The 20,023-nt window shown below is 42.9% G+C and carries 18 protein-coding genes; 9 read left to right on the top strand and 9 right to left on the bottom strand.

Annotation, left to right across the window (positions count from 1 at the left end):
* The first annotated feature begins 309 nt into the window (after positions 1-309).
* The 7 genes from JFC10_RS08430 (at position 310) to tsf (ending at position 7,197) form a co-directional block, all read left to right on the top strand.
* Positions 310-1,194: a transporter substrate-binding domain-containing protein gene (locus tag JFC10_RS08430; RefSeq protein ID WP_198332481.1), complete on the top strand. Its 885-nt coding sequence runs from the start codon at positions 310-312 to the stop codon at positions 1,192-1,194.
* 12 nt (positions 1,195-1,206) lie between these two features.
* Positions 1,207-3,411 (top strand): ATP-binding protein, encoded by a 2,205-nt coding sequence (locus JFC10_RS08425; RefSeq protein ID WP_198332480.1) that lies wholly within the window; start codon positions 1,207-1,209, stop codon positions 3,409-3,411.
* A gap of 62 nt (positions 3,412-3,473) precedes the next feature.
* Entirely contained in the window at positions 3,474-3,836 is a 363-nt protein-coding gene (locus JFC10_RS08420; protein ID WP_045443633.1) for a response regulator, read from the top strand.
* Between the two features lie 29 nt (positions 3,837-3,865).
* On the top strand, positions 3,866-4,315 hold the full coding sequence (locus JFC10_RS08415) for a chemotaxis protein CheX (protein ID WP_198332479.1): 450 nt from the start codon (positions 3,866-3,868) through the stop codon (positions 4,313-4,315).
* 41 nt (positions 4,316-4,356) lie between these two features.
* Positions 4,357-4,806, top strand: a complete 450-nt coding sequence (locus JFC10_RS08410) for a chemotaxis protein CheX (protein WP_193013216.1) — start codon at positions 4,357-4,359, stop codon at positions 4,804-4,806.
* A gap of 358 nt (positions 4,807-5,164) precedes the next feature.
* Positions 5,165-5,962 (top strand): 30S ribosomal protein S2, encoded by a 798-nt coding sequence (rpsB, locus tag JFC10_RS08405; protein ID WP_198332478.1) that lies wholly within the window; start codon positions 5,165-5,167, stop codon positions 5,960-5,962.
* Positions 5,963-6,312: 350 nt separating this feature from the next.
* The gene (gene tsf, locus JFC10_RS08400) at positions 6,313-7,197 is read left to right on the top strand and encodes a translation elongation factor Ts (RefSeq protein ID WP_198332477.1); all 885 of its coding nucleotides are present in this window, start codon (positions 6,313-6,315) and stop codon (positions 7,195-7,197) included.
* A 210-nt stretch (positions 7,198-7,407) separates the two neighbouring features.
* Here tsf and JFC10_RS08395 read toward each other — a convergent pair whose 3' ends face one another.
* The 4 genes from JFC10_RS08395 to hflX form a co-directional block, all read right to left on the bottom strand.
* Complete coding sequence (locus JFC10_RS08395; RefSeq protein ID WP_198332476.1) at positions 7,408-8,229, bottom strand: lytic transglycosylase domain-containing protein; 822 nt, start codon at positions 8,227-8,229, stop codon at positions 7,408-7,410.
* 407 nt (positions 8,230-8,636) lie between these two features.
* On the bottom strand, positions 8,637-9,326 hold the full coding sequence (locus tag JFC10_RS08390) for an LrgB family protein (protein ID WP_193013212.1): 690 nt from the start codon (positions 9,324-9,326) through the stop codon (positions 8,637-8,639).
* A gap of 22 nt (positions 9,327-9,348) precedes the next feature.
* Positions 9,349-9,783, bottom strand: coding sequence for a CidA/LrgA family protein (locus JFC10_RS08385; protein ID WP_193013211.1), 435 nt, complete (start codon positions 9,781-9,783; stop codon positions 9,349-9,351).
* Positions 9,784-10,203: 420 nt separating this feature from the next.
* Positions 10,204-11,667 carry a ribosome rescue GTPase HflX gene (gene hflX, locus JFC10_RS08380; protein WP_198332475.1) on the bottom strand — a complete coding sequence of 488 codons (1,464 nt, stop codon included), beginning with the start codon at positions 11,665-11,667 and terminating at the stop codon, positions 10,204-10,206.
* Positions 11,668-11,952: 285 nt separating this feature from the next.
* Between hflX and JFC10_RS08375 the strand changes: the two genes are divergently transcribed.
* On the top strand, positions 11,953-12,753 hold the full coding sequence (locus JFC10_RS08375) for a lysophospholipid acyltransferase family protein (RefSeq protein ID WP_198332474.1): 801 nt from the start codon (positions 11,953-11,955) through the stop codon (positions 12,751-12,753).
* Between the two features lie 167 nt (positions 12,754-12,920).
* On the opposite strand, the gene JFC10_RS08370 is transcribed toward JFC10_RS08375, so the two are convergent.
* Positions 12,921-13,961 carry an aldo/keto reductase gene (locus JFC10_RS08370; RefSeq protein WP_198332473.1) on the bottom strand — a complete coding sequence of 347 codons (1,041 nt, stop codon included), beginning with the start codon at positions 13,959-13,961 and terminating at the stop codon, positions 12,921-12,923.
* A 49-nt stretch (positions 13,962-14,010) separates the two neighbouring features.
* Complete coding sequence (locus tag JFC10_RS08365; RefSeq protein WP_198332472.1) at positions 14,011-14,508, bottom strand: FKBP-type peptidyl-prolyl cis-trans isomerase; 498 nt, start codon at positions 14,506-14,508, stop codon at positions 14,011-14,013.
* Positions 14,509-14,656: 148 nt separating this feature from the next.
* Here JFC10_RS08365 and JFC10_RS08360 point away from each other — a divergent pair, with 148 nt between their 5' ends.
* Positions 14,657-15,328 (top strand): DUF1294 domain-containing protein, encoded by a 672-nt coding sequence (locus tag JFC10_RS08360; protein WP_198332471.1) that lies wholly within the window; start codon positions 14,657-14,659, stop codon positions 15,326-15,328.
* A 152-nt stretch (positions 15,329-15,480) separates the two neighbouring features.
* Here the strand turns inward: JFC10_RS08360 and lspA are convergent, their stop codons facing one another.
* The 3 genes from lspA to JFC10_RS08345 all read right to left on the bottom strand — a co-directional run bounded on the left by lspA (position 15,481) and on the right by JFC10_RS08345 (position 19,946).
* Positions 15,481-16,116 (bottom strand): signal peptidase II, encoded by a 636-nt coding sequence (lspA, locus tag JFC10_RS08355; protein ID WP_198332470.1) that lies wholly within the window; start codon positions 16,114-16,116, stop codon positions 15,481-15,483.
* Positions 16,109-18,970, bottom strand: coding sequence for an isoleucine--tRNA ligase (gene ileS, locus JFC10_RS08350; protein WP_198332469.1), 2,862 nt, complete (start codon positions 18,968-18,970; stop codon positions 16,109-16,111). The genes lspA and ileS overlap by 8 nt, the downstream gene beginning before the upstream one ends.
* Positions 18,971-19,394: 424 nt before the next feature.
* Entirely contained in the window at positions 19,395-19,946 is a 552-nt protein-coding gene (locus JFC10_RS08345; protein ID WP_198332468.1) for a protein disulfide oxidoreductase, read from the bottom strand.
* Positions 19,947-20,023 lie beyond the last annotated feature (77 nt).

The following is a 20,023-nucleotide window of genomic DNA, read 5'->3' as shown; positions in this document are numbered from 1 at the left end:
ATTTACTTTGTATAAATGCTTTTTTTTGTGTCTTTTTCATTCTGTTATTTGTATAAAACTGATTATAAAACAAGGCTATATTACGATATTGATAATATATTAATAGACTTATGTAAGACCTTAATATCCTTTATTTGCCATATAAAACAAATTGTACGTAGTAGCTAAACATAATTATTGCAATAACAAAGTTAGACAAGTATTATCAAACGTAACTTTCTGTAAGTAAGTATTGTTGATATATTACCTAACCTTGCTAGATTGTCATTTATTAATATGTACAACCACGTGAAGCTTTAAGGGTAGATTATGATGCAGTTATATCGAGTGTTACCAATTGTATTGAGTGTTGGCCTGTTTGGCTGCAGTAACTCTTCCACTCAAGAAAATGCCAATGCGACTGGTACGCCAGTAACAGAAAATAAAGACAGCTTTGTTAGTAATCTGCCTGACACGGCGCCAACATTAAAGGTCGCCATGACAGGTGATTTACCGCCTTTCTCATTTCAAGATGACTATGGCAACATGCAAGGCACTGACGTTGACTCCATTAGAGCTATTGGAGAAGAGCAAGGCTTTAAGGTCGAGTTTTATAAAGAAACTTGGCAAGATATGTTTGATAGCGTGGAGTCGGGAAAACGTGATTTAGCTATTTCTGGTATTTCTTATAAAGACGATCGAGCGGTAAGATATGGTCTATCAACGCCTTACTTTTTTAACCCAGCTACCATCATGTACTTGGAAGGTAAGTTTGATATAAAAGGACTAGACGATATAAAGGGTCTAAAAACCGGTACTTTGGCAGGTTCTAAAGAAGAAGATACTTTAAAACAGATGGGTAACTCGGTTGAGTTGGTTTCAAGATCCACTGCATTTTTGGCTTATCAGGACTTAATACAAGGTAAGACTGATGTTTTCTTATATGACATGCCAGTGCTGCAGTACATCATAAAAGGTTATCCAGAACATAAAGTGAAGATTGTACCTTATGAAGCGGCAGACGCACCTTCAGCGCAACAAGTCGTATTAATGGCAAAAGAAAATACTCAGTTGATTAATACGGTTAATGAGGGTATTGCTAAACTGAAAGAAAAAGGGACATTTAAAGAAATTGAAGAGCGCTGGTTAGGTGAGGCTGTACCTGCATCTGCTGATAAGAGCAATTCTGATACTAATACTACGCAATTGAACTAAGGAATTCTGAAGATGGCAACCACTCCCAATGTTGACAATAAGCGCTATCAAGGTCTGATCATTTCAATTGCACTATTTTTATCGCTCATCGGTGCTTTGTTAGCCTTTACGTTCTATACCTCAAACTTATTAGAAAGAAATACCGCTTTAATTGACCAAACCAACCAAGTCGCTAATAGCGCGCAGGCAGTAATTAAGGATCTTTTTGACTTAGATAATAGTTATGGTGAAGATACCAACTCTCCACACATACAACGAGTGCTGAGCCGTTTGGAGCAAAACACTGCGTTGATTACTAGCTCTATTGCGGCCATCGAGCAAGGTGCGACGATCACTGATGCTGATGGCAAGACTTATGATCTGCCGAAGATTGATAGCAATGCACAAGCAAATATTGCCGCTGCTAAGGAGCAGTGGAAAGCGTTAGAGCCTAAAATTCAAGCATATCTCAAAGATGCTGATAATATTATGGTCTCCTCTGAAGATGATCTGATCCAAGCCGTTGAGCAAGCAAAGACATCAAGTCTATTGGTTAACGATTCGTTGGACAATCTTACTAAAGACGTGTTCAACAGTGCAGAGCGTCAGGCGACTACTATTCGTCTTATTCAGGTACTTGGTGTTGCTGCTGTCTTTACGTACTTCTTGATCTTCGTATTCTTCTTTGTGCGCCGTTTACGTGAAACCGATGCTGAAGCGTTCGCTGCTCGTCGCGAGACGCAAGAGATTATGGAAACGGTAAATACGGGACTATTCTTGCTTGATAAAGACTTGAATATTGGTCAGCAGCATTCTCGCGCACTGAATGATATTATCGGTGAAGACAAATTGTCAGGAGAGAACTTTACCAACGTTTTACGTGGTCGTATTTCTGATAAAGATCTGAAAACCACACAGCAATTTATTGAACAGCTCTATAATCCACGAGTCAAAGAAAAACTGGTAGATTCTCTCAATCCGTTGCATAAGGTCATGTTACACAATGCTTCTGGAGATAAAGCACAGAATAATCGCTTCTTAGACTTTAAGTTCTCACGTGTTTATGACAACAAAGACATTGCCCGTATTTTGGTTAACGTCAACGATGTATCAGATGCTGTTTACCTAGAGCAACGTCTAGAAAAAGAGCGTTCGCAAAATGATATGCAGATTGAGATGCTCACCACTATTCTGAATGTAAATCCAAAGATTATTAATGAGTTTATTGATAATACTCAGATGCATATTGAGAAGATGAACAATATTTTGAAAAATCCTGGTAGTTCGCAATACGAGCTTGAAGGCAAACTAAAAGCCATCTATCGCGAAATGCATAGCTTAAAAGGTGAAGCTTCTGCTCTGAAACTGCATAGCTTTACCAAGATTGCCTCAGATGCGGAAGACAAACTGCACGCGTTGCAAAATCAAGGTCAGCTGTCGGGTAATGATTTCCTACCATTGGCGGTACATTTAGATGACTTATTAAGCCTATCAAATACTATTGCGACCTTGGGTGAGCGTATTAACCGTTCAGCACCTGCGCCAACTGCAAAGGGGGTAGATGACAATGCTACTCAAAATAGTATGCCAAAAACGGTGGTGACTGAAAGTCAGGCATCAAATCCTTCAATCGGTAGCATAGATACCGGTGGTGGTCAGAATATCGATCTGGATAATAAAGCGACTGATGATCAGCTTTCTTTTTATAAAGCGTTTGCAAAAGATATCGCCGCAAGACAAGGTAAGCAAGTAGAGCTAAAGAGTAATACGCTGATGCAAGCGGACATACCAGCACATCTTGCAAAGCCGATTAAAGAGATTAGCATTCAGTTGCTACGTAACGCTGTAGTGCATGGTATTGAAGCACCAAGCGTCCGTCATTCGACTGGTAAGGCCGCGGTAGGAACGATTGATTTAGAATTAAAAGACAACGGCTCAGATTTCATGCTGATGGTGCAAGATGATGGTCAAGGTATTGATTATGACAGCATTCGTGCCAAGTTAAGCAAAGAAGGTCGTTTTAGTACTGAAGAAGCCAGCCAGCTCAGTCAAAGCGATCTGCTCAAACAACTGTTTTCTTCGGGTTTTTCTACTAAAGAACACGCAGATGAAGATGGTGGACGCGGTGTCGGTCTCGATATCATTAAAGCCAAAGTAAAAGATTATGATGGCAAGCTTAATGTAAACAGCGAATTCGGTCAGATGACACGGTTTGTTATTACTTTACCAAAAGCTTAATTAGAAACAGCAGGTATATTGTCAAGGATGACAAGCACTTCATTAAAGGTAATAGATCAGTTATGCATAAGTTAATGATTGTTGATGATTCAAATATTATTAGAAATCGTATTCAACGCGCGTACGATTCAGGGCAGTTTATGCTGGTTGCGACGGCAACCAGTGGTGTTCAAGCCATCGAAAAATTCAATGTACATCGTCCTGATGTAATCACCATGGACTTGACCATGCCGCAAATGGATGGACTTGAATGCATTGAGAAAATCATTGCGATTGATCCTGAAGTACGTATTTTAGTGGTGTCAGCCCTGTCTGATAAAGCCACTGGCATTGAAGCATTGTCGTTGGGTGCCAGCGGATTTTTGTGCAAGCCTTTTTCAGAAGAAGAGCTTGTAGAGTCCTTGTATGAGCTGATGCAAGACTAAACCATTCAACGACTTAAGTAGATGTCATTATGAAAGAACAAAAGCTACAGATTTTTTTAAGTATTATTAGTAACTACTTTAATCAGTTTGGGGGGGAGGAGCTTGTCGCTGACACCCCATATCTGTTAGAGAACAAACAGCCAAAAGTCCATGATTATACGGGTGTGATCGGTATATCGGGTGGACAAAAAGGCGTGGTGTATTTTTCGGCAACCCGTGATTTACTGTCTTCAATATTGGATAGCATGGGTGAAACCGATAAGAGTGATGAAAACTATATCGATTTGGCTGGTGAAGTGGCCAACACTATCGCAGGCAATGCGCGTAAAGAGTTTGGCTCAGAGTTCCATATTTCTGTGCCGTTTGTATTTAAAGGCTCTCCACAAAGTATTGTGTTGCCGAATGATGAGCGTTCTTTTATCATTCCCATCACTTGGAACTCGCAAATAGGCGAGATTGTGGTCTGTTTGCAGGATTAACGTTGCTGCCACCGCGTCATAAAGATGGATATTAATATATTATGGTTAAAGTAGAAAAATTGGGTGTGTTTCTGAGCTCAATCAATGCATTTTTTGCACAAATTGATGGCTCAGAAGTGTCCATTGATACCCCTTATTTAAATCATAACAAGAGTGCTGTTGGTTATGATTATAGTGGTGTTATAGAGATATCAGGACCTATCGGAGGCTGTGTGTATGTGAGTGCGCCAAGCGTGATGTTACGAGAGGTCATAAAAGTAATGGGCGAGCCTGACTCATCAATCACGATGATGAAAGATTTGTTGGGTGAGATGGCCAACACTATCTCTGGTAATGCTCGTACGGAGTTTGGCTCGGAGTTTATCATCTCTCCGCCGCATATTGTTGAAAGCGCACCAAGCGTGTCTTATTTGCCAAAAGATCGTCAAAGTTATGTCACACCATTTACGTGGCGTGGTTACAAAGCGGTTATTGGTATCTGTATCGCTTAATCTACAGCTGCTCACTTATTAAGTAAAAAAACGACGTTAATGCGTCGTTTTTTTATGCGTTATCATCCACTTCAACAGCATAATAGTACTAGCAGTCGCTGAGTATTTTATGATAAAATACAGCGCAGCTATTTTTATAATTTAGTATTATTTTTAAGTTCTAATTCATATAGCTCAATTTTTTAAACCAACCAATGACACACACATCATGGCAAAAAATTGCTGGGTGTTTGGCGACTTGATTAATTTGCAAAAAAGTTAGTGCTGTCCCAATAAACATTAACCGTTAGCAGATGCGTGTCGCTAGATAGGCAGTTTTTGTGATGTGGAGGCATAACCCAACCAATAGGAATTTCACATGTCTACAAAGAATCCAACCAAAATCGAAATGCGCGATTTACTACAAGCCGGCGCTCACTTTGGTCACCAAACACGTTTTTGGAACCCAAAAATGGGACCATACATCTTTGGTGCCCGTAACAAGATTCACATCATCAACCTTGAGCACACAGTAAAAGCGTTTAACGAAGCATTGACTTACGTAAACGGCCTAGCTGCTAAGAAAAACAAAGTATTGTTTGTTGGTACGAAACGCGCTGCAAGCGGCATCATCCGTGAACAAGCTACCCGCGCTGGCATGCCATACGTTGACCATCGCTGGTTAGGTGGTATGTTGACTAACTGGAAAACACTTCGCCAGTCAATCAATCGTCTAAAAGAGCTTGAAAAGCAAGCAGAAGACGGTACTTTCGCCAAGCTTACTAAGCGTGAAGCGTTAGAGCGTACTCGCGATATGGAAAAACTTGAGCGTTCACTAGGTGGTATTAAAGATATGGGCGGCCTACCTGACGCAATCTTCGTTGTAGACGTAGATCATGAAGCGATTGCTATCAAAGAAGCTAAAAATCTAGGTATCCCAGTTATCGGTATCGTTGATACGAATTCTAGCCCAGATAACGTTGATTACATCATCCCAGCAAACGATGATGCTATCCGTGCTGTGACCTTGTATGTGACTTCTATGGCTGATGCGATTATCGCTGGTAAAGAATACGCACAGACTCAAGCAGGCGGCAAAACTGAGCAAGAAGCACCTGCTACTGAAGAAGCACCAGTTGAAGCCAAAGCAGAAGAAGCGGCGACTCCAGCAGAATAATTGGCTGACCCAAAAGGTTTAACTTTGTAAGGATAGCTTGTTAGTTACGCTATCTGCATCCATATAAAGTTATTAACAGCGTATAAGCTCACAATAGGCATGATGTAGTTTTACTCGTCATGCCTTATTGTTGATGGAACACTCGTTAATAAGCGAGTATTATCGCTTATGTATGCCCTCGTGATGCATAATATCTATTATTACAATGATGTCTGTTATCACGATCAACCATAAGTGCTTCCATTACTATAAGAGCGATATAGTACGAATAGATAGCAAAGATATATCCTATAGAAATTAAGCACTCCCATACATAACAATACTCACATACATAATAAAAGGTAACTCTTATGTCAGAAGTAAAAGTATCTGCCAAAATGGTAAAAGAATTGCGTGACCGTACTGGTCTTGGCATGATGGAATGTAAAAAAGCGTTAGAAGAATCAAACGGTGATGTAGAAACTGCCATTGATAACCTACGTAAATCTGGTCAAGCAAAAGCTGCTAAAAAAGCTGGTAACATTGCAGCTGACGGCGCTATCATCATCGCTCAAGGCGATAACAAAGCATTCTTATTAGAAGTAAACTGCCAAACTGACTTCGTTGCAAAAGACGAAAACTTTACGGCATTTGCAGAAGCAGTAGCGAACATTGCATTAGAAAATAATGTGACTGACGTAGCTGCTATCGCTGAATTGCCATATGGCAATGGTCAGACTATTGAAGAAGCTCGTGTATCTTTGGTACAAAAAATCGGCGAAAACATCCAAGTACGCCGAGTTGAAGTATTAGAAGGTAGCAACCTTGCTTCATACCGTCATGGTCTACGTATTGGTGTTGTGGTATCTTTTGAAGGCGGCAACGCAGATACTGGCAAAAACCTTGCCATGCATATCGCTGCGTTTAACCCAGTTGCGGTTGATGACGAAGACGTCGCTGCTGATTTATTAGCGCGTGAAAAAGACATCATCGAAGCAAAAGCTCGTGAGTCTGGCAAGCCTGATAACATCGTTGAAAAAATGATTGAAGGTGGCCTACGTAAGTACCTAGAAGAAGTTACTTTATTGCGTCAGCCATACGTTATGGACAACGAGAAGAAAGTTGGTGATGTACTAAAAGCTGAAGGCGTAAAAGTACTTGCTTTCAAACGTCTAGAAGTTGGTGAAGGCATCGAGAAAAAGCAAGAAGACTTCGCTGCTGAAGTTGCTGCAACACAAGCACTGGCTAACAAGTAATTTTTAAACTCTGCTAAGAATCATGGTGAGTACTAAACTTTTATTTTGGTACTCACCGCTCAGCTTTATTATTAATCTTGTATCGAACGCAAAAAATATGACAAGATAGGTTATAAATGAATAGATAAAGCCCCTTAGCACAAAAAAGCCCGTTAATTATATTAACGGGCTTTTTTACGTTTGGATTCAAATGTTTATGCAGTCTTTATTCTAACGTAATGCGTCATACGCTGAGTTGGCATAGCTGGCACTATTGCTATTACTACTAGTGCCATAGCTGACATTTTGTAGACCATTACTCATGGTCGTATTATTTGTTTGGTTACTGGCATTCATCGTCGCACCAGACAAACCTGAATCATTTTTATATAAGCTATGATAACGGCTCATCACGCTTTTGACATAGTTACGGGTTTCTTTAAAAGGCGGGATACCACCGTATTTATCAACGTTGCCTTCCCCTGCATTATAGCCAGCCACCGCGTGTTCGACATTATTGTTAAAGCGGCGCATTAGCCAAGCGATATATTTGGCTGAGCCTTCGATATTATCAGCAGGGTTCCAAGGGTTGCTTACTTTAAAGCGGCGAGCCGTGGCAGGCATTAGTTGCATGAGACCTTGCGCACCGACAGGTGAGCGGGCATTGGGGTTGAATGCTGATTCCGTGTGCATCATCGCTTTCATAAGCCCAGGATCTACGCCATGACGCTCGGCAGAAGCACGAATATAGCTGTCATAAGCGTTACGGCTACCGCTACTACTGGCAGCGCTGCTACCATAATTACTGCTGCTACTACCACTACCGTCATACATCTTAGAATCTTTGTAGTAAGTGACTTTCACTTTTTTGGTAAATTTATCAAAATTACCACTTGGATTGACGTTAGTGAGTAAGACTTGTCCGCCCTTGTCTTTGTAGATATACATATTACCTGCTTGAGCGGCAACAGATAAAGATAGGCTGGATAGGGCAACGGCGGTCAATAAAATAGGAGACAAGCAGCGAGTCACTAAGGTTGCAACATTTATCATAGGGTTATCACTTTTCATCGAGTAATAGCAAATTGCTTTGCCTATAGGCGCGTCGTTCTGCGCATTTAAGCGGTTATCGTGCTTGTAGGATTTTATCGCTGTAAACGATATAGCACCCTAGCAAAAATCACGTCTAACTAGAAACCACTCGCATTGGATACAAAAAATAATAGTTGCTTACTATAACATATAATAACTTTTCGACGCATGCGATTATCAGTACAAAGTATAAAAGTCACTTTTAATTTGTAAAAAAATCAACACACTAACGTTTCTAAGTATGCTGATTGAGTATCTGCTTTACTGTTTTTAGGCGTGTATGCCACGTGAGTATTCTGGCTGTGGTAATAACTGAATTATGAGAAATAAAAGCTATTTGGAGCACTGGGAAGCTTCTTTGAGCAGGGTTATATAGAAAGCGCACTGATAAAAATAGGTACCCAGACAGCGGTGACCAGACCGTTTACTGCCAATCCAAATGCGGCATAACGTCCAGCAGTGTGGCTAATTTGCCAAGCTTCTACGGTACCAAAAGCATGCGCTGCCAATCCAAGTGCCAAGCCCTTGGCACGGTCATCATCGATACCGCGAAATAAGAAACGCGCCAAAGTACCACCGATAAGCCCTGAGACAATAATAATCAAATTTGCCATTGCCAGTGGTGCTTTAATTAAATCTGCGACACTCAGACCGATTGGGGTGGTCACTGAACGCGTTGCGAAAGCAAGTATGGTGTCATGACTTAATGAAAATAAATAAGCCAACGACATCGGCAGCAATGCACCGACGACGCTCGCAAGGATGACTATGAGAGTAAGCTTTTTGACTGGCAGACCTTTAAAGTTCATTGCTGCTAATGGTACTGCCAACAGTACGGTGACATATCCCAATAGGTGATCAAATACAGGCTTGGCAACATCGTAATAATCGTTGTAGTCCCATTGTAGGATAAACAAAAATAAAAGAACAAGCGCCAACGCCGTAATCACCATCGGCAACCATGAGAGCTTACGTGCCAGTACACGAGCGGTCACATGGGCGATTAGCGTTAATAATATCGCCGCAAGGGTTGCCACAAACACGTTATCAAAAGTCATTGCATTTCCTTGTTCATACAGCTTATAGCTGTCCTTTGTGCTCTTCAACGTTGGTGCTATTGATACCAGCATCGTGATTGAGCCAACGGTTGGCAAGTATGGCAAGTCCCCAAAGCGGTATGAGTGTGCTAATAATCATCGTCAGCATAACGCCCCACAGCTCATCACCTAAAGCGAATAGCAGTAAGCCTGCACCTGCAGACACGGGCAAAAAAGCAAAACCGCTATCCACCAATAAAGTATTACTGGCTTGGGTGAGCCAACTGGGCAAACCTTTGAGTAGTCGCCATGCCATCAAAATAAAGAACATGGCGACCAGCCCAACGATGTTGGCAGCCTTTTCTATTCCTGCCAATTGACAGATGATAACAGCTGATTCACGAACCACGATGACCATCGTGAGTGTCAGGACTAAGGCAAGCCATAGCGGCAAATGGGCGGAGTGAGTAGATTTCATAAGAAATACTGGCCGATTTAGAAATAGATAGGGTAGGAGCAACGATATAGGTCACAGCACTCTAACAATCGTGTCCTATATATCAATGATATTAATACTGGTTGAACCTATAGCCGATGATTATATAGAGAGTAGGCAAACTAATAAAGCTTATAGAGTATCGTCAATGCGATTATAAATAGCAACAGTGCTAAGCTCGCTTAATATACTGATTGCATTATTTGTGCTCGAATGCCTTGTGCTCACTGTAAATGACATCGACTATGGTAGCGCTTTTTCGTAATCGGGTAACCTATAAATTTTAGTGCTATGTGCCCCAAAAAAAGGACAATATCAATGGATATCATCCTTTTATCATTTATGAAGTCATTTGAAAAGAGAGTGATTTTAAGAAACCGATTATTTTACAGATTCAGTCATTTATATCTTTGAGTCAGGAGTTTCCGCTTCTACTGCTAATTCCTCTGACTGAGCAGCTTCAGAATTCAGTGCATCAAACTCATCAAACGCTTTTTCTTCTGCTTCGGTCATCGTCTGCTCTTCAGCCTCATCAGGCTTTTCGAACTCTTCAAGTACTGGCATCAATAGTGTGGCTTGCGCTAATGGCAATACATCTAAAGGCTCTAAATTGGCCTGACCCAGTAGTTGTCTTAGCGTATCGCTTGGTAAGCGAATTGTTAAGCACTCATGACCTGTATCATCATAGCTTTCTTCTAAGATGACACCCAGCTCATATAAGGCATTTTTTAACTGACCTGCATGATAAGGTAAGGTCAACTCAAAGGTGGTGAGTGTGCCAGTGAGTAACTGTTGGACAGCTAACGACAACTCCTCCATGCCTAGATTTTCTCTAGAAGAAACATAGACGCGATTGGGCTGTCCTTCGCTAGCATAACCAATATGTGCAGGCTCATCTGTCAAATCGATTTTATTGTAAACATTGAGCACCGGCACATCATTATCAATCTCTGCTAATACGTCTTTTACCGCCTGAATTTGCTCATGCATGTCTTCGCTGGAAGAATCGATGACGTGTAACAATAAATCTGCCTCTAACGTCTCTTCTAGGGTAGCATGAAAGGATTCGACCAATTCATGTGGCAGATGACGGACAAAACCTACTGTATCGACTAGCACTACGCGACCAACACCCTGCCAGTCTAAACGGCGTAAAGTCGGATCGAGCGTGGCAAATAATTTATCCGCTGCATAGATGTTTTCGTCGACCAAGCGATTAAATAGCGTTGATTTACCAGCGTTGGTGTAACCGACGAGTGAAATAGTCGGTACATCTGATTTTTGGCGGCGGGCTCGACCTTGCGCACGAGTCTGTCTGACTTTCTCGATTCTGCTTTTAAGCTGATTCACTCGCACTTGTAGTAAGCGACGATCGGTCTCAAGCTGGGTTTCACCTGGTCCACGTAGACCAATACCGCCTTTCTGGCGCTCCAAATGCGTCCAACCTCGTACCAAACGCGTCGATAAATGGTTGAGCTGTGCCAGCTCTACTTGCAGCTTGCCTTCATAAGTACGGGCACGCTGCGCGAAAATGTCCAAAATCAAACCAGTACGATCAAGTACGCGACATTTTACCAAGGCTTCAATATTACGCTCTTGTGATGGCGATAAGCTGTGGTTGAATAAGACGATGTCCGCATCATGTTCGCGCACCAATTCTGCTATTTCTTCTGCTTTACCGCTACCAACGAAGTATCTAGCATCGGGTCTTTGACGTGAGCCTGTGACCAGTGCTAAACGGTCAGCCCCTGCTGAGTCTGCTAATAGCTCAAATTCACCTAGATCATCAGGATCTTGAATTTGGCGGATGTCTAAATGTACTATAATGGCGCGCTCGCCACCTTCGTGTCTTTCAAAATAATCCAAAGAGTATCACCTATTTAATAAAGTAAATATATCGCTATTATCAATTCAGTAAACGTCGATATAGCGTTCATATGGCCATATATATGTGGTCTCATCACTTAATATTAAAGCGTCTTAGCACAATTAACGATAGTTTTATGTTACAGCATAAATGAAAGCCATATACAAATCAGTGGACAAAATAGAACTCAGTGAACAAATCGTCACTGACTGAATAAATTTTGTTATACTCATGGCGCTTGTTTACGATATATAATCATAAGTTTTTAACCACGAGGGACACAGATGAGCCAATCTAAGTCAGGCTTCTCACTCAGACAACAGTTGGGGCGCGGCAAGCAAATTGCTGGCATGACCACGACTATCGCTGGTGGATTGCGCGCCGCCCAACGTATTGGCGCATTTAAGCAGCCACCACGCGAAAAATTGCCACGCTATATTCAAGCCTTTTGCCGCAAAATGGCAGGCTCTTTTGGTGTCAAGGTTGTGGCAGTCGAGCGGGTAGAGCAACACCATGGATTATGGGTATCCAATCATGTGTCATGGATGGATATCCCTGTGGTGGGTACACTGAGTCCTGCTTTTTTCTTATCAAAAGCCGAAATCGGTGAATGGCCTATATTTGGTAAGCTGGCTCATGCGGCAGGCACGGTATTTATCGAGCGTGGTTCCGGTGATGCAGGGTCGGTCGCCGCCCAAATCGCCAGTTTTTTGACCAAGGGATTTTCGGTCATCTTTTTTCCAGAGGCAACCACCACGGATGGTAAGAAAATCAAGCGTATTCATGGCACATTGCTACAAGCTGCCATAGATGCTGACGTACCCGTACGCCCATTGGTAATTGCTTATGTCAATAAAGACGGCACGTTAAGTGAAGAGTTGCCTTACTATGGCAAGCTTACGATGAAAGAAAGCATAAAAAAGGTACTCGATAGTAAAGATGTGACGGCTTACGTACTGCCACTGGAGCCCATAGATCCCAAAGGGCTGAGCAAAAGTGAGCTCACTGACTTGTTACAAGTACGTATGCAAGAAGGTTTGGCAGAACTACATTCACGAGTATTAACGAAAGTCGCTAAAGTATAAAGCGGTGACAGTATAATAGTTGCGAATATTCAACACGCTCCAATAAAAAGGCGCAAATCGCTCAGTTTATAACTGCGATTTGCGCCTTTTTTGTCGATTATAAATACGACAGCCTCGATGCGCCAAAGTCGGGTTTGTATAAGACTATAGTGTCACATCAAGCGAAATTAGGGTGATGGATTGGGATGCTGTGTATGCACCGCTTCAATCGCTTCCAATACTTCTGAGCTTAAGGTTAAATGGATACTATCGATATTGGATTTTAGCTGTTCGATCGTAGTAGCGCCAATAATGTTACTGGTGACAAATGAGCGTGAGTTAACGAAAGCCAATGCCATCTGTGCCATATCTAAACCTGCATCTGCCGCTATTTTGGCGTATTGAGCAGTGGCTGATAACGCTTCTTCATTGGTATAGCGCGCAAAGCGATCATACATCGTCAGACGCGCACCCGCTGGACGTTTGCCATCGAGATATTTACCAGATAAGACACCAAAGCCAAGCGGTGAATAAGCCAGTAGACCCACATTCTCACGGTGGGTAATCTCAGCCATAGCGACTTCGTATAAGCGGTTTAGCAAACTGTAAGGATTTTGCACAGTTATAGGGGCGATCAAACCATTTTTATCAGCCTCCCATAGATAGCGCATCACTCCCCAAGCGGTATCGTTCGATAACCCATAAGCGCGAATACGACCCTTTTTAATCTCATCATTTAACGCTTGAATGGTCTCTAGAAATGGCGTCAAATCATCTAGAGATTGCGCAGCCATCTCTTCTGTATAACCGCGCTGACTAAAAAAATTCGCTTGGCGTTCAGGCCAATGGAGCTGGTAAATATCAATATAATCGGTCTGCAAACGTTCAAGATTGCCATCGATGGCGCTGTTAATATGTTCGGCATTAAAACGCGTTTGCCCATCACGCAAAAAATCCATCGGTGATATTTTGCTGGCAAGAATGACTTTATCCCGCTGTTTGGTTTTATTAAACCACGTGCCCATGAAACGTTCTGTATCACCTTGCTTGTCTTTATCTGGCGGAGATGGATACATTTCCGCCGTATCCCAAAAATTCACCCCTTCGCTTAACGCCATGTCCATTTGCTCATGCGCGTCGCTTTCGCTATTTTGCTGTCCCCATGTCATCGTGCCTAAGCAGATTTTGGAAACTTTTTCATTGAGTTGTGGCAACATTTGATATTGCATATGAATGTCCTTTGTAAATGTGTTTTTATAGCTGACAGTTTTTAAGCCATTACATTAGCTTAATGCCAGTGACACCAGGCGGGGTCACTTTAAAGATTTTTACTTTAAATAACAGTGATTGACCTGCAAGGGGGTGGTTAAAATCCACTTCGACTTGATCGTCATTGATGGCACTGATCGTACCGGGAAGGGTGTTTTTGCCTTTGTCTTCAAACTCTACCATCATACCGATTTCTGGATTATCAGCGATTAGCGCAAACTGAGTACGGCTAAAATGTTGGATATTGTCAGGGTTCCAATCACCAAAAGCCTGCTCCGGCTCAAGGTGGGCAGAGCGCGTATCACCTGCGCGTAGGTTCATCAGAACTTGCTCAAAGCCAGGTAATAAACTTTCATCACCAATGGTGAGCGTCACAGGCGCGTCACGGCTAAAGGTAGAGTCAATCACCGTACCATTCTCTAGTGAGACTTCAAAGTGCAGCTTTACAAGGCTGCCAAACGTGATACGGGTGTCTTCATTGGGTTTGATAAATTGTGAGTCGGTCATAGTCAACAGCCATTTATTATGGGATTAGGAATTGGTTTGGCAAATAATATAAGAAATGATAAGCCATCTGGGAGGGTATGTAAGCGTAAATAGTGTAACGCAAATAGTGTAATATATTTGGCAATTCTAAGGGATGGCAGGGGTTTTTATGGTAAATAAGCAACAAGGTCACATTAAAAAGTGGCAAGACGACAAGGGCTTTGGTTTTATCGAAACACAGAATGGTGATTCAATATTCTTCCATATCAATGAGTTTAAAGCGCGCCGTCGCCCTGAGGTCGGTGAGCCAGTTGTTTTTACGTTTGGGCAAGACAATCAAGGGCGTATGCAAGCAAAAGATGTACAAGAACTGAGCTTTGTGCAACAGAAAATGGCACAAAAAAATCAGCAAATCCGTCAGCGTAATGCTAAACGTAGTCATCAAGCAAACTTTGAAGCGGGACAAAAGAAACGTTTGTTCCTTGGTGTGGGCTTTTATGGCGTTTTAATCTTGCTGGCAGCAACCAATAAATTGAGCTGGCTAGTCGTTGCTTGGTATGCCGCGCTAGGAATTATAACCTATGGGATATATGCCAAAGACAAAGCCGCTGCTCAGAATAATGATTGGCGAACGCCTGAATCAACGCTGCATCTATTGAGCGCGCTTGGCGGCTGGGTGGGCGCGATGGTTGCACAGACGTATCTACGTCACAAATCACAAAAGCCTGAATTTCGAGTCACTTATTATTTGACCGTCGTTATCAATATGGCTGGGTTGTTGTTTCTGTTGGCAGGTGATGGGTTAGAGACTTTGGTAGATTTATTGTCAGAGTTCATATAAAAACGATGTGGTTGTTGCCATAGTTAGCTGCATCAATGTACAGATAACAAAATTTCTATTAAGAATAGCAGACACAAAAAAAGGTGGGTTACGAATACGTAAACCACCTTTTCTACTTATAAATTGAACTGTATTGATAATACGATTTGAAATTATACCCGTGGCATTTCACGCTTTTTTTCTAAAAACAGCATATCAATGACAATCAATGCCACACCGATACTGATGCCCATATCCGCAATATTAAAGATAGGATAATGCCATACATCTGCATTGTGTACATGGATAAAGTCGATAACGTGACCATGCAGCAAGCGGTCAATGAGATTACCAACCGCACCGCCGAGCACTAGCGCTAGACCTGTCGATAGTAGCTTGGCTTGGCGCGGGGCTTTTATCAGGTAGCCAATTAAGAACAATGACATCAATAATGCCAGTCCTGAAAAAAACCACTTCTGCCAACCACCAGCATCCGCCAAAAAGCTGAAAGCAGCACCATAGTTGTATGCCAATGTCCAATTAAGAAATGGCTCAATCACAGGTACTGGCTCATGAAAAGTCAGCTTAGTTTCAGCCAACCATTTCGTCCATTGATCGATGATTAGCACGACCAGCGACAACAGATACCACATAAACGCGCGACGGCCATTCGCAATCATTTTTGGTGTCTTCGTCAAACGACTTTTCGGTGTCGTTGAGCTGCCTGTGGTTGCATGAGCTGGCTCAGGTGATTTATCGACTTCACTATATCGCGGCTTGTTTTCTGATGATTCTGTTGAGTTAGGCATAGTGGCGCACCTCGCCATCACCGCTGACGTTAGTCACGCAGCGCGCGCATAATTCTGGATGTGCGCTATCGGTACCGATATCATCATGGATATGCCAGCAGCGTACGCACTTGGTGCCAGTTGCGGCACTCACGTTGACCACTAAATCGATAGCTTCATCAGCATTGCTATCTGTTTGCTCTGTAATATTATCATTAGTTGCAGCAGGAGCGTCGCTCATTGGTTTCAAAGTTGCGCTACTAGTGATTAGTACAAAGCGCAGCTCTTCACCCAGCTTGGCCAAGCTTTCATGCATTGCTCCATCGGCATAAAGATTGACATCGGCAGACAAGTTAGCATTGATGATTTTTTCACCACGTGCGGTTTCGATATGTTTGTTCACCATATCTTTGGCTAGCATAATGCGCTGCCAGTCATCATTGCTGATGGCACTTAGCTCAAATGCTGGGAAATCATACCATTCCTGAGTAAATACGTAGCCGTCTTTATCAGCATCACGTTGGTTCAGGACTTCCCAAGCCTCTTGTGCAGTGAATGACAAGATCGGTGTGATCCAGCGAATAAGCGCGTGAGTGATATGATAGATAGCTGTCTGCGCAGAGCGACGAGGCTGTCCATCCGCCTGCGTGGTGTACTGACGATCTTTGATGATATCTAAATAGAAGCTACCCAAGTCTTGCGAACAAAACGCCGTCACGTGCTGGGTGACTTGGTGAAAGTCCATCGCATCATAAGCGCTAATGATTTGCGCTTGTACCGCTTGGGCACGCTCAATGATGAATTTATCAAGGCTGACCAACTCATTAACATCGACGCTGTTGGTCGCTGGATCGAAGTCATCAGTATTGGCAAGTAAGAAGCGTAGCGTATTACGGATACGGCGATATTGATCTATTGCCCCTTTAAATGATGCTTTACCGGCACTCATCTCATAACGATAATCGCTAGACGCAATCCACAGACGCAGCATGTCCGCGCCTGTCTTGTTGATCTCTTCTTGCGGAGTGATGATATTGCCAAGTGACTTACTCATCTTGCGACCATTTTCATCGACTACAAAACCATGGGTCAATACTTGCTTAAATGGTGGGCGACCGTACATGGCTTCTGAGGTCAATAATGAGGTCTGGAACCAACCGCGATGCTGATCTGAACCTTCTAAATACATATCAGCAGGATTGGTTAGCTCATCACGCTGTTCAAGCACGGCAAAATGTGTCGTCCCTGAGTCAAACCAAACGTCTAATGTGTCGGTTGCTTTATCATAGTCAGCAGCTTCGTTACCCAAGAAGTCTTCACAGCTGGCATCAAACCATGCTTCCACGCCGCCTGCGTCAATCTTTTGTGCCGCAGTTTCCATCAGCTCAAGCGTGTTTGGATGCAACTCGCCCGTTTCTTTGTGCGTAAAGAAAGTAATTGGCACGCCCCACGTACGCTGACGTGAGATACACCAATCTGGGCGACCCGTCATCATGGCTTCAATGCGGTTTTGTCCCCATGCTGGCGTCCAGTTGACTTTAGGAATATCAGTAAGCGCCTGCTCACGTAAGCCCTTGGTTTCCATATTGATAAACCACTGCGGCGTGGCACGGAAAATAATCGGTGACTTATGACGCCAGCAATGCGGGTAGCTGTGTTCAATTTTGGTATGGCTGATTAGATGACCATTGTCATGCAGTGCGGCGATGATTTTTGGATTGGCTTTATAAATGTGCTCGCCTGCAAATACCGCCGCGCTGTCTAAATAGACACCCGTACCACTTACTGGATTTTCAACGGGTAAGTTATATTTAAGACCCACGATATAATCGTCAAGACCGTGACCGGGTGCCGTATGGACGAGGCCAGTACCACTATCGGTGGTCACGTGATCGCCTAAGATTAATGGCACTTGGCGCTCTTCAATCAGTGGATGCTGTGCATGTAACCCTTCAAGCTCACGTCCTGACACAGTTGCTAGGATGCCTTTGTTTTCTAGTTTGAGTTCGTTCAACGCTGTGTCAACAAGATCAGCTGCCAGTAGCAGATTGCCTTTTTCGGTAGCAACCACGCTATAGTTGTGTTCAGGATGTACTGAGATGGCTTGGTTAGCAGGCAGTGTCCACGGCGTAGTAGTCCAAATAACAGCGCCGATGTTGCCCGCTACGCCAGCCAACGGGGCAACCTTATCGGTATCCAAAACATCAAAGCTCACATAGATAGCATCAGACACTTTATCTTGGTATTCCACTTCCGCTTCTGCTAGGGCAGAGCTACAGTCCAAGCACCAGTTGACTGGCTTCATACCGCGAGTGACATGACCGTTGTCATAAATTTTGGCAAGGGCGCGTACGATGTTTGCTTCTTGGTGGAAGTTCATCGTTAGATAAGGATTGTCCCAATCGCCAAATACGCCTAGACGTTTAAAATCTGCCTTTTGCAATTCAATCTGGGTGCTCGCATATTCACGGCATAGACCGCGGAACTCAGTCGCCGATACTTTTTGACCGACCTTGCCAACTTTGGCTTCGACCTTTTGCTCGATAGGCAGACCATGACAGTCCCAACCGGGGACATAAGGGGCATCAAAGCCTGATAGCGTTTTTGACTTCACGATAATGTCTTTGAGTACTTTATTAACCGCGTGACCCAAGTGAATCTGACCGTTGGCGTATGGAGGGCCATCGTGCAAAATGTATTTGGTCGCCCCAGCACGTGCCTGACGAATTTTGCCGTATACATCATCCGCTTCCCAAGCAGCAAGCCAATCTGGCTCGCGCTTGGCAAGGTTTGCACGCATCGCAAATGGCGTATCGGCAAGGTTTAGCGTGTCTTTATAATCCTGGCTTGGCGTATCAGTACTTTTATCAGTCATAGAAGGTGTCTTTTTAGAAGATGGATTAAAAATCGATGTAAAGTCAGATGTGACATTTAGGGTAATGCTTAGCTGGCTGCTTAACCGTTGATGATCGCTTTCTCGCTTATAATATATCGCTATGCATCAACGTCATAAATATGCTCACGTCAATAATAAATGCTATCGAGACGAATGCAACATAAAATATGCTTATGGATAATAAAATACCGTGATAGCAATAAACTAAAAAGAGGCAATGAGATTGCCAGCTATTATATGACAAAAAGGCTAGGGTAAAAAGAGCTGGTCAGTATTGTCCTTATTTTAGCCAAAACCAATCATTTATATGAGTAACGCATCACCTATCGAATCATATGGATGGCAAATGCCATTGTCTATCGATTGGGCTCTAAACAATTGGACTCTAAACAGCAGGCTAGCGTTAAAAAACCGATGATAACCATAAGCGCAATTTCAGTGACCATAAGGGTTGAATGCCAGTCAAACCTTGAGTCATCTCGCCATCTTTTAAGATGACATACGAAGGCGTCACTTGTCCTTGCCAATCGGCGAAGATACTGCCTTCTTGATCGTTTATCGTCGTAAAGCGATAGTTGTTTTCATTAAGGTAGCGGTGCAGCTCTTGGTCAGTACCTGATTTAATGGCAATCGTAACGACCGGATAATCATTTGCGGCGGCAAGTTTATCTATGGTCGGCGAGGTGACACTACAAATGGGACACCACGTGCCCCAAAAATATACCAACGTTGGTTGTTCATTGCTCAGCGCCGCTAAGTCAACGACTTGCCCTTGATAATCGGTCAGTTGCAATTGCGGGTTAGCGGGCATGATAGGTTGTCGCCACCAATTAATAGCGGTATAAATGACAGCAAATACCAAGCCATATATGAGTAGGTTTTTAGCGATAGACAACACCTTTTGCTTGGGTGTTTTCTTTGGCTTCTCAATGGTCTTTTCAATATCAGTTGTCATAGTGGCTACTTTTCTACTCTACATATTAGACCTCTTGCAAAAGTCAGATATTAAGCTCAAGATTTACCAGTCCTGCG

It is taken from the genome of Psychrobacter aquimaris (assembly GCF_016107525.1).
Classification (GTDB): Bacteria; Pseudomonadota; Gammaproteobacteria; order Pseudomonadales; family Moraxellaceae; genus Psychrobacter; species Psychrobacter aquimaris.
The sequence above is the reverse complement of the archived record's forward strand: the minus strand, read 5'-3'. Positions and strand labels throughout refer to the sequence as shown.

Bases quoted from the DNA above. Each gene is read 5' to 3' on its own strand.
- JFC10_RS08430 (WP_198332481.1), top strand. From the start codon at position 310: ATGATGCAGTTATATCGAGTGTTACCAATTGTATTGAGTGTTGGCCTG.
- JFC10_RS08425 (WP_198332480.1), top strand. From the start codon at position 1,207: ATGGCAACCACTCCCAATGTTGACAATAAGCGCTATCAAGGTCTGATC.
- JFC10_RS08420 (WP_045443633.1), top strand. From the start codon at position 3,474: ATGCATAAGTTAATGATTGTTGATGATTCAAATATTATTAGAAATCGT.
- JFC10_RS08415 (WP_198332479.1), top strand. From the start codon at position 3,866: ATGAAAGAACAAAAGCTACAGATTTTTTTAAGTATTATTAGTAACTAC.
- JFC10_RS08410 (WP_193013216.1), top strand. From the start codon at position 4,357: ATGGTTAAAGTAGAAAAATTGGGTGTGTTTCTGAGCTCAATCAATGCA.
- rpsB (WP_198332478.1), top strand. From the start codon at position 5,165: ATGTCTACAAAGAATCCAACCAAAATCGAAATGCGCGATTTACTACAA.
- tsf (WP_198332477.1), top strand. From the start codon at position 6,313: ATGTCAGAAGTAAAAGTATCTGCCAAAATGGTAAAAGAATTGCGTGAC.
- JFC10_RS08395 (WP_198332476.1), bottom strand. From the start codon at position 8,229: ATGATAAATGTTGCAACCTTAGTGACTCGCTGCTTGTCTCCTATTTTA.
- JFC10_RS08390 (WP_193013212.1), bottom strand. From the start codon at position 9,326: ATGACTTTTGATAACGTGTTTGTGGCAACCCTTGCGGCGATATTATTA.
- JFC10_RS08385 (WP_193013211.1), bottom strand. From the start codon at position 9,783: ATGAAATCTACTCACTCCGCCCATTTGCCGCTATGGCTTGCCTTAGTC.
- JFC10_RS08375 (WP_198332474.1), top strand. From the start codon at position 11,953: ATGAGCCAATCTAAGTCAGGCTTCTCACTCAGACAACAGTTGGGGCGC.
- JFC10_RS08370 (WP_198332473.1), bottom strand. From the start codon at position 13,961: ATGCAATATCAAATGTTGCCACAACTCAATGAAAAAGTTTCCAAAATC.
- JFC10_RS08365 (WP_198332472.1), bottom strand. From the start codon at position 14,508: ATGACCGACTCACAATTTATCAAACCCAATGAAGACACCCGTATCACG.
- JFC10_RS08360 (WP_198332471.1), top strand. From the start codon at position 14,657: ATGGTAAATAAGCAACAAGGTCACATTAAAAAGTGGCAAGACGACAAG.
- lspA (WP_198332470.1), bottom strand. From the start codon at position 16,116: ATGCCTAACTCAACAGAATCATCAGAAAACAAGCCGCGATATAGTGAA.
- ileS (WP_198332469.1), bottom strand. From the start codon at position 18,970: ATGACTGATAAAAGTACTGATACGCCAAGCCAGGATTATAAAGACACG.
- JFC10_RS08345 (WP_198332468.1), bottom strand. From the start codon at position 19,946: ATGACAACTGATATTGAAAAGACCATTGAGAAGCCAAAGAAAACACCC.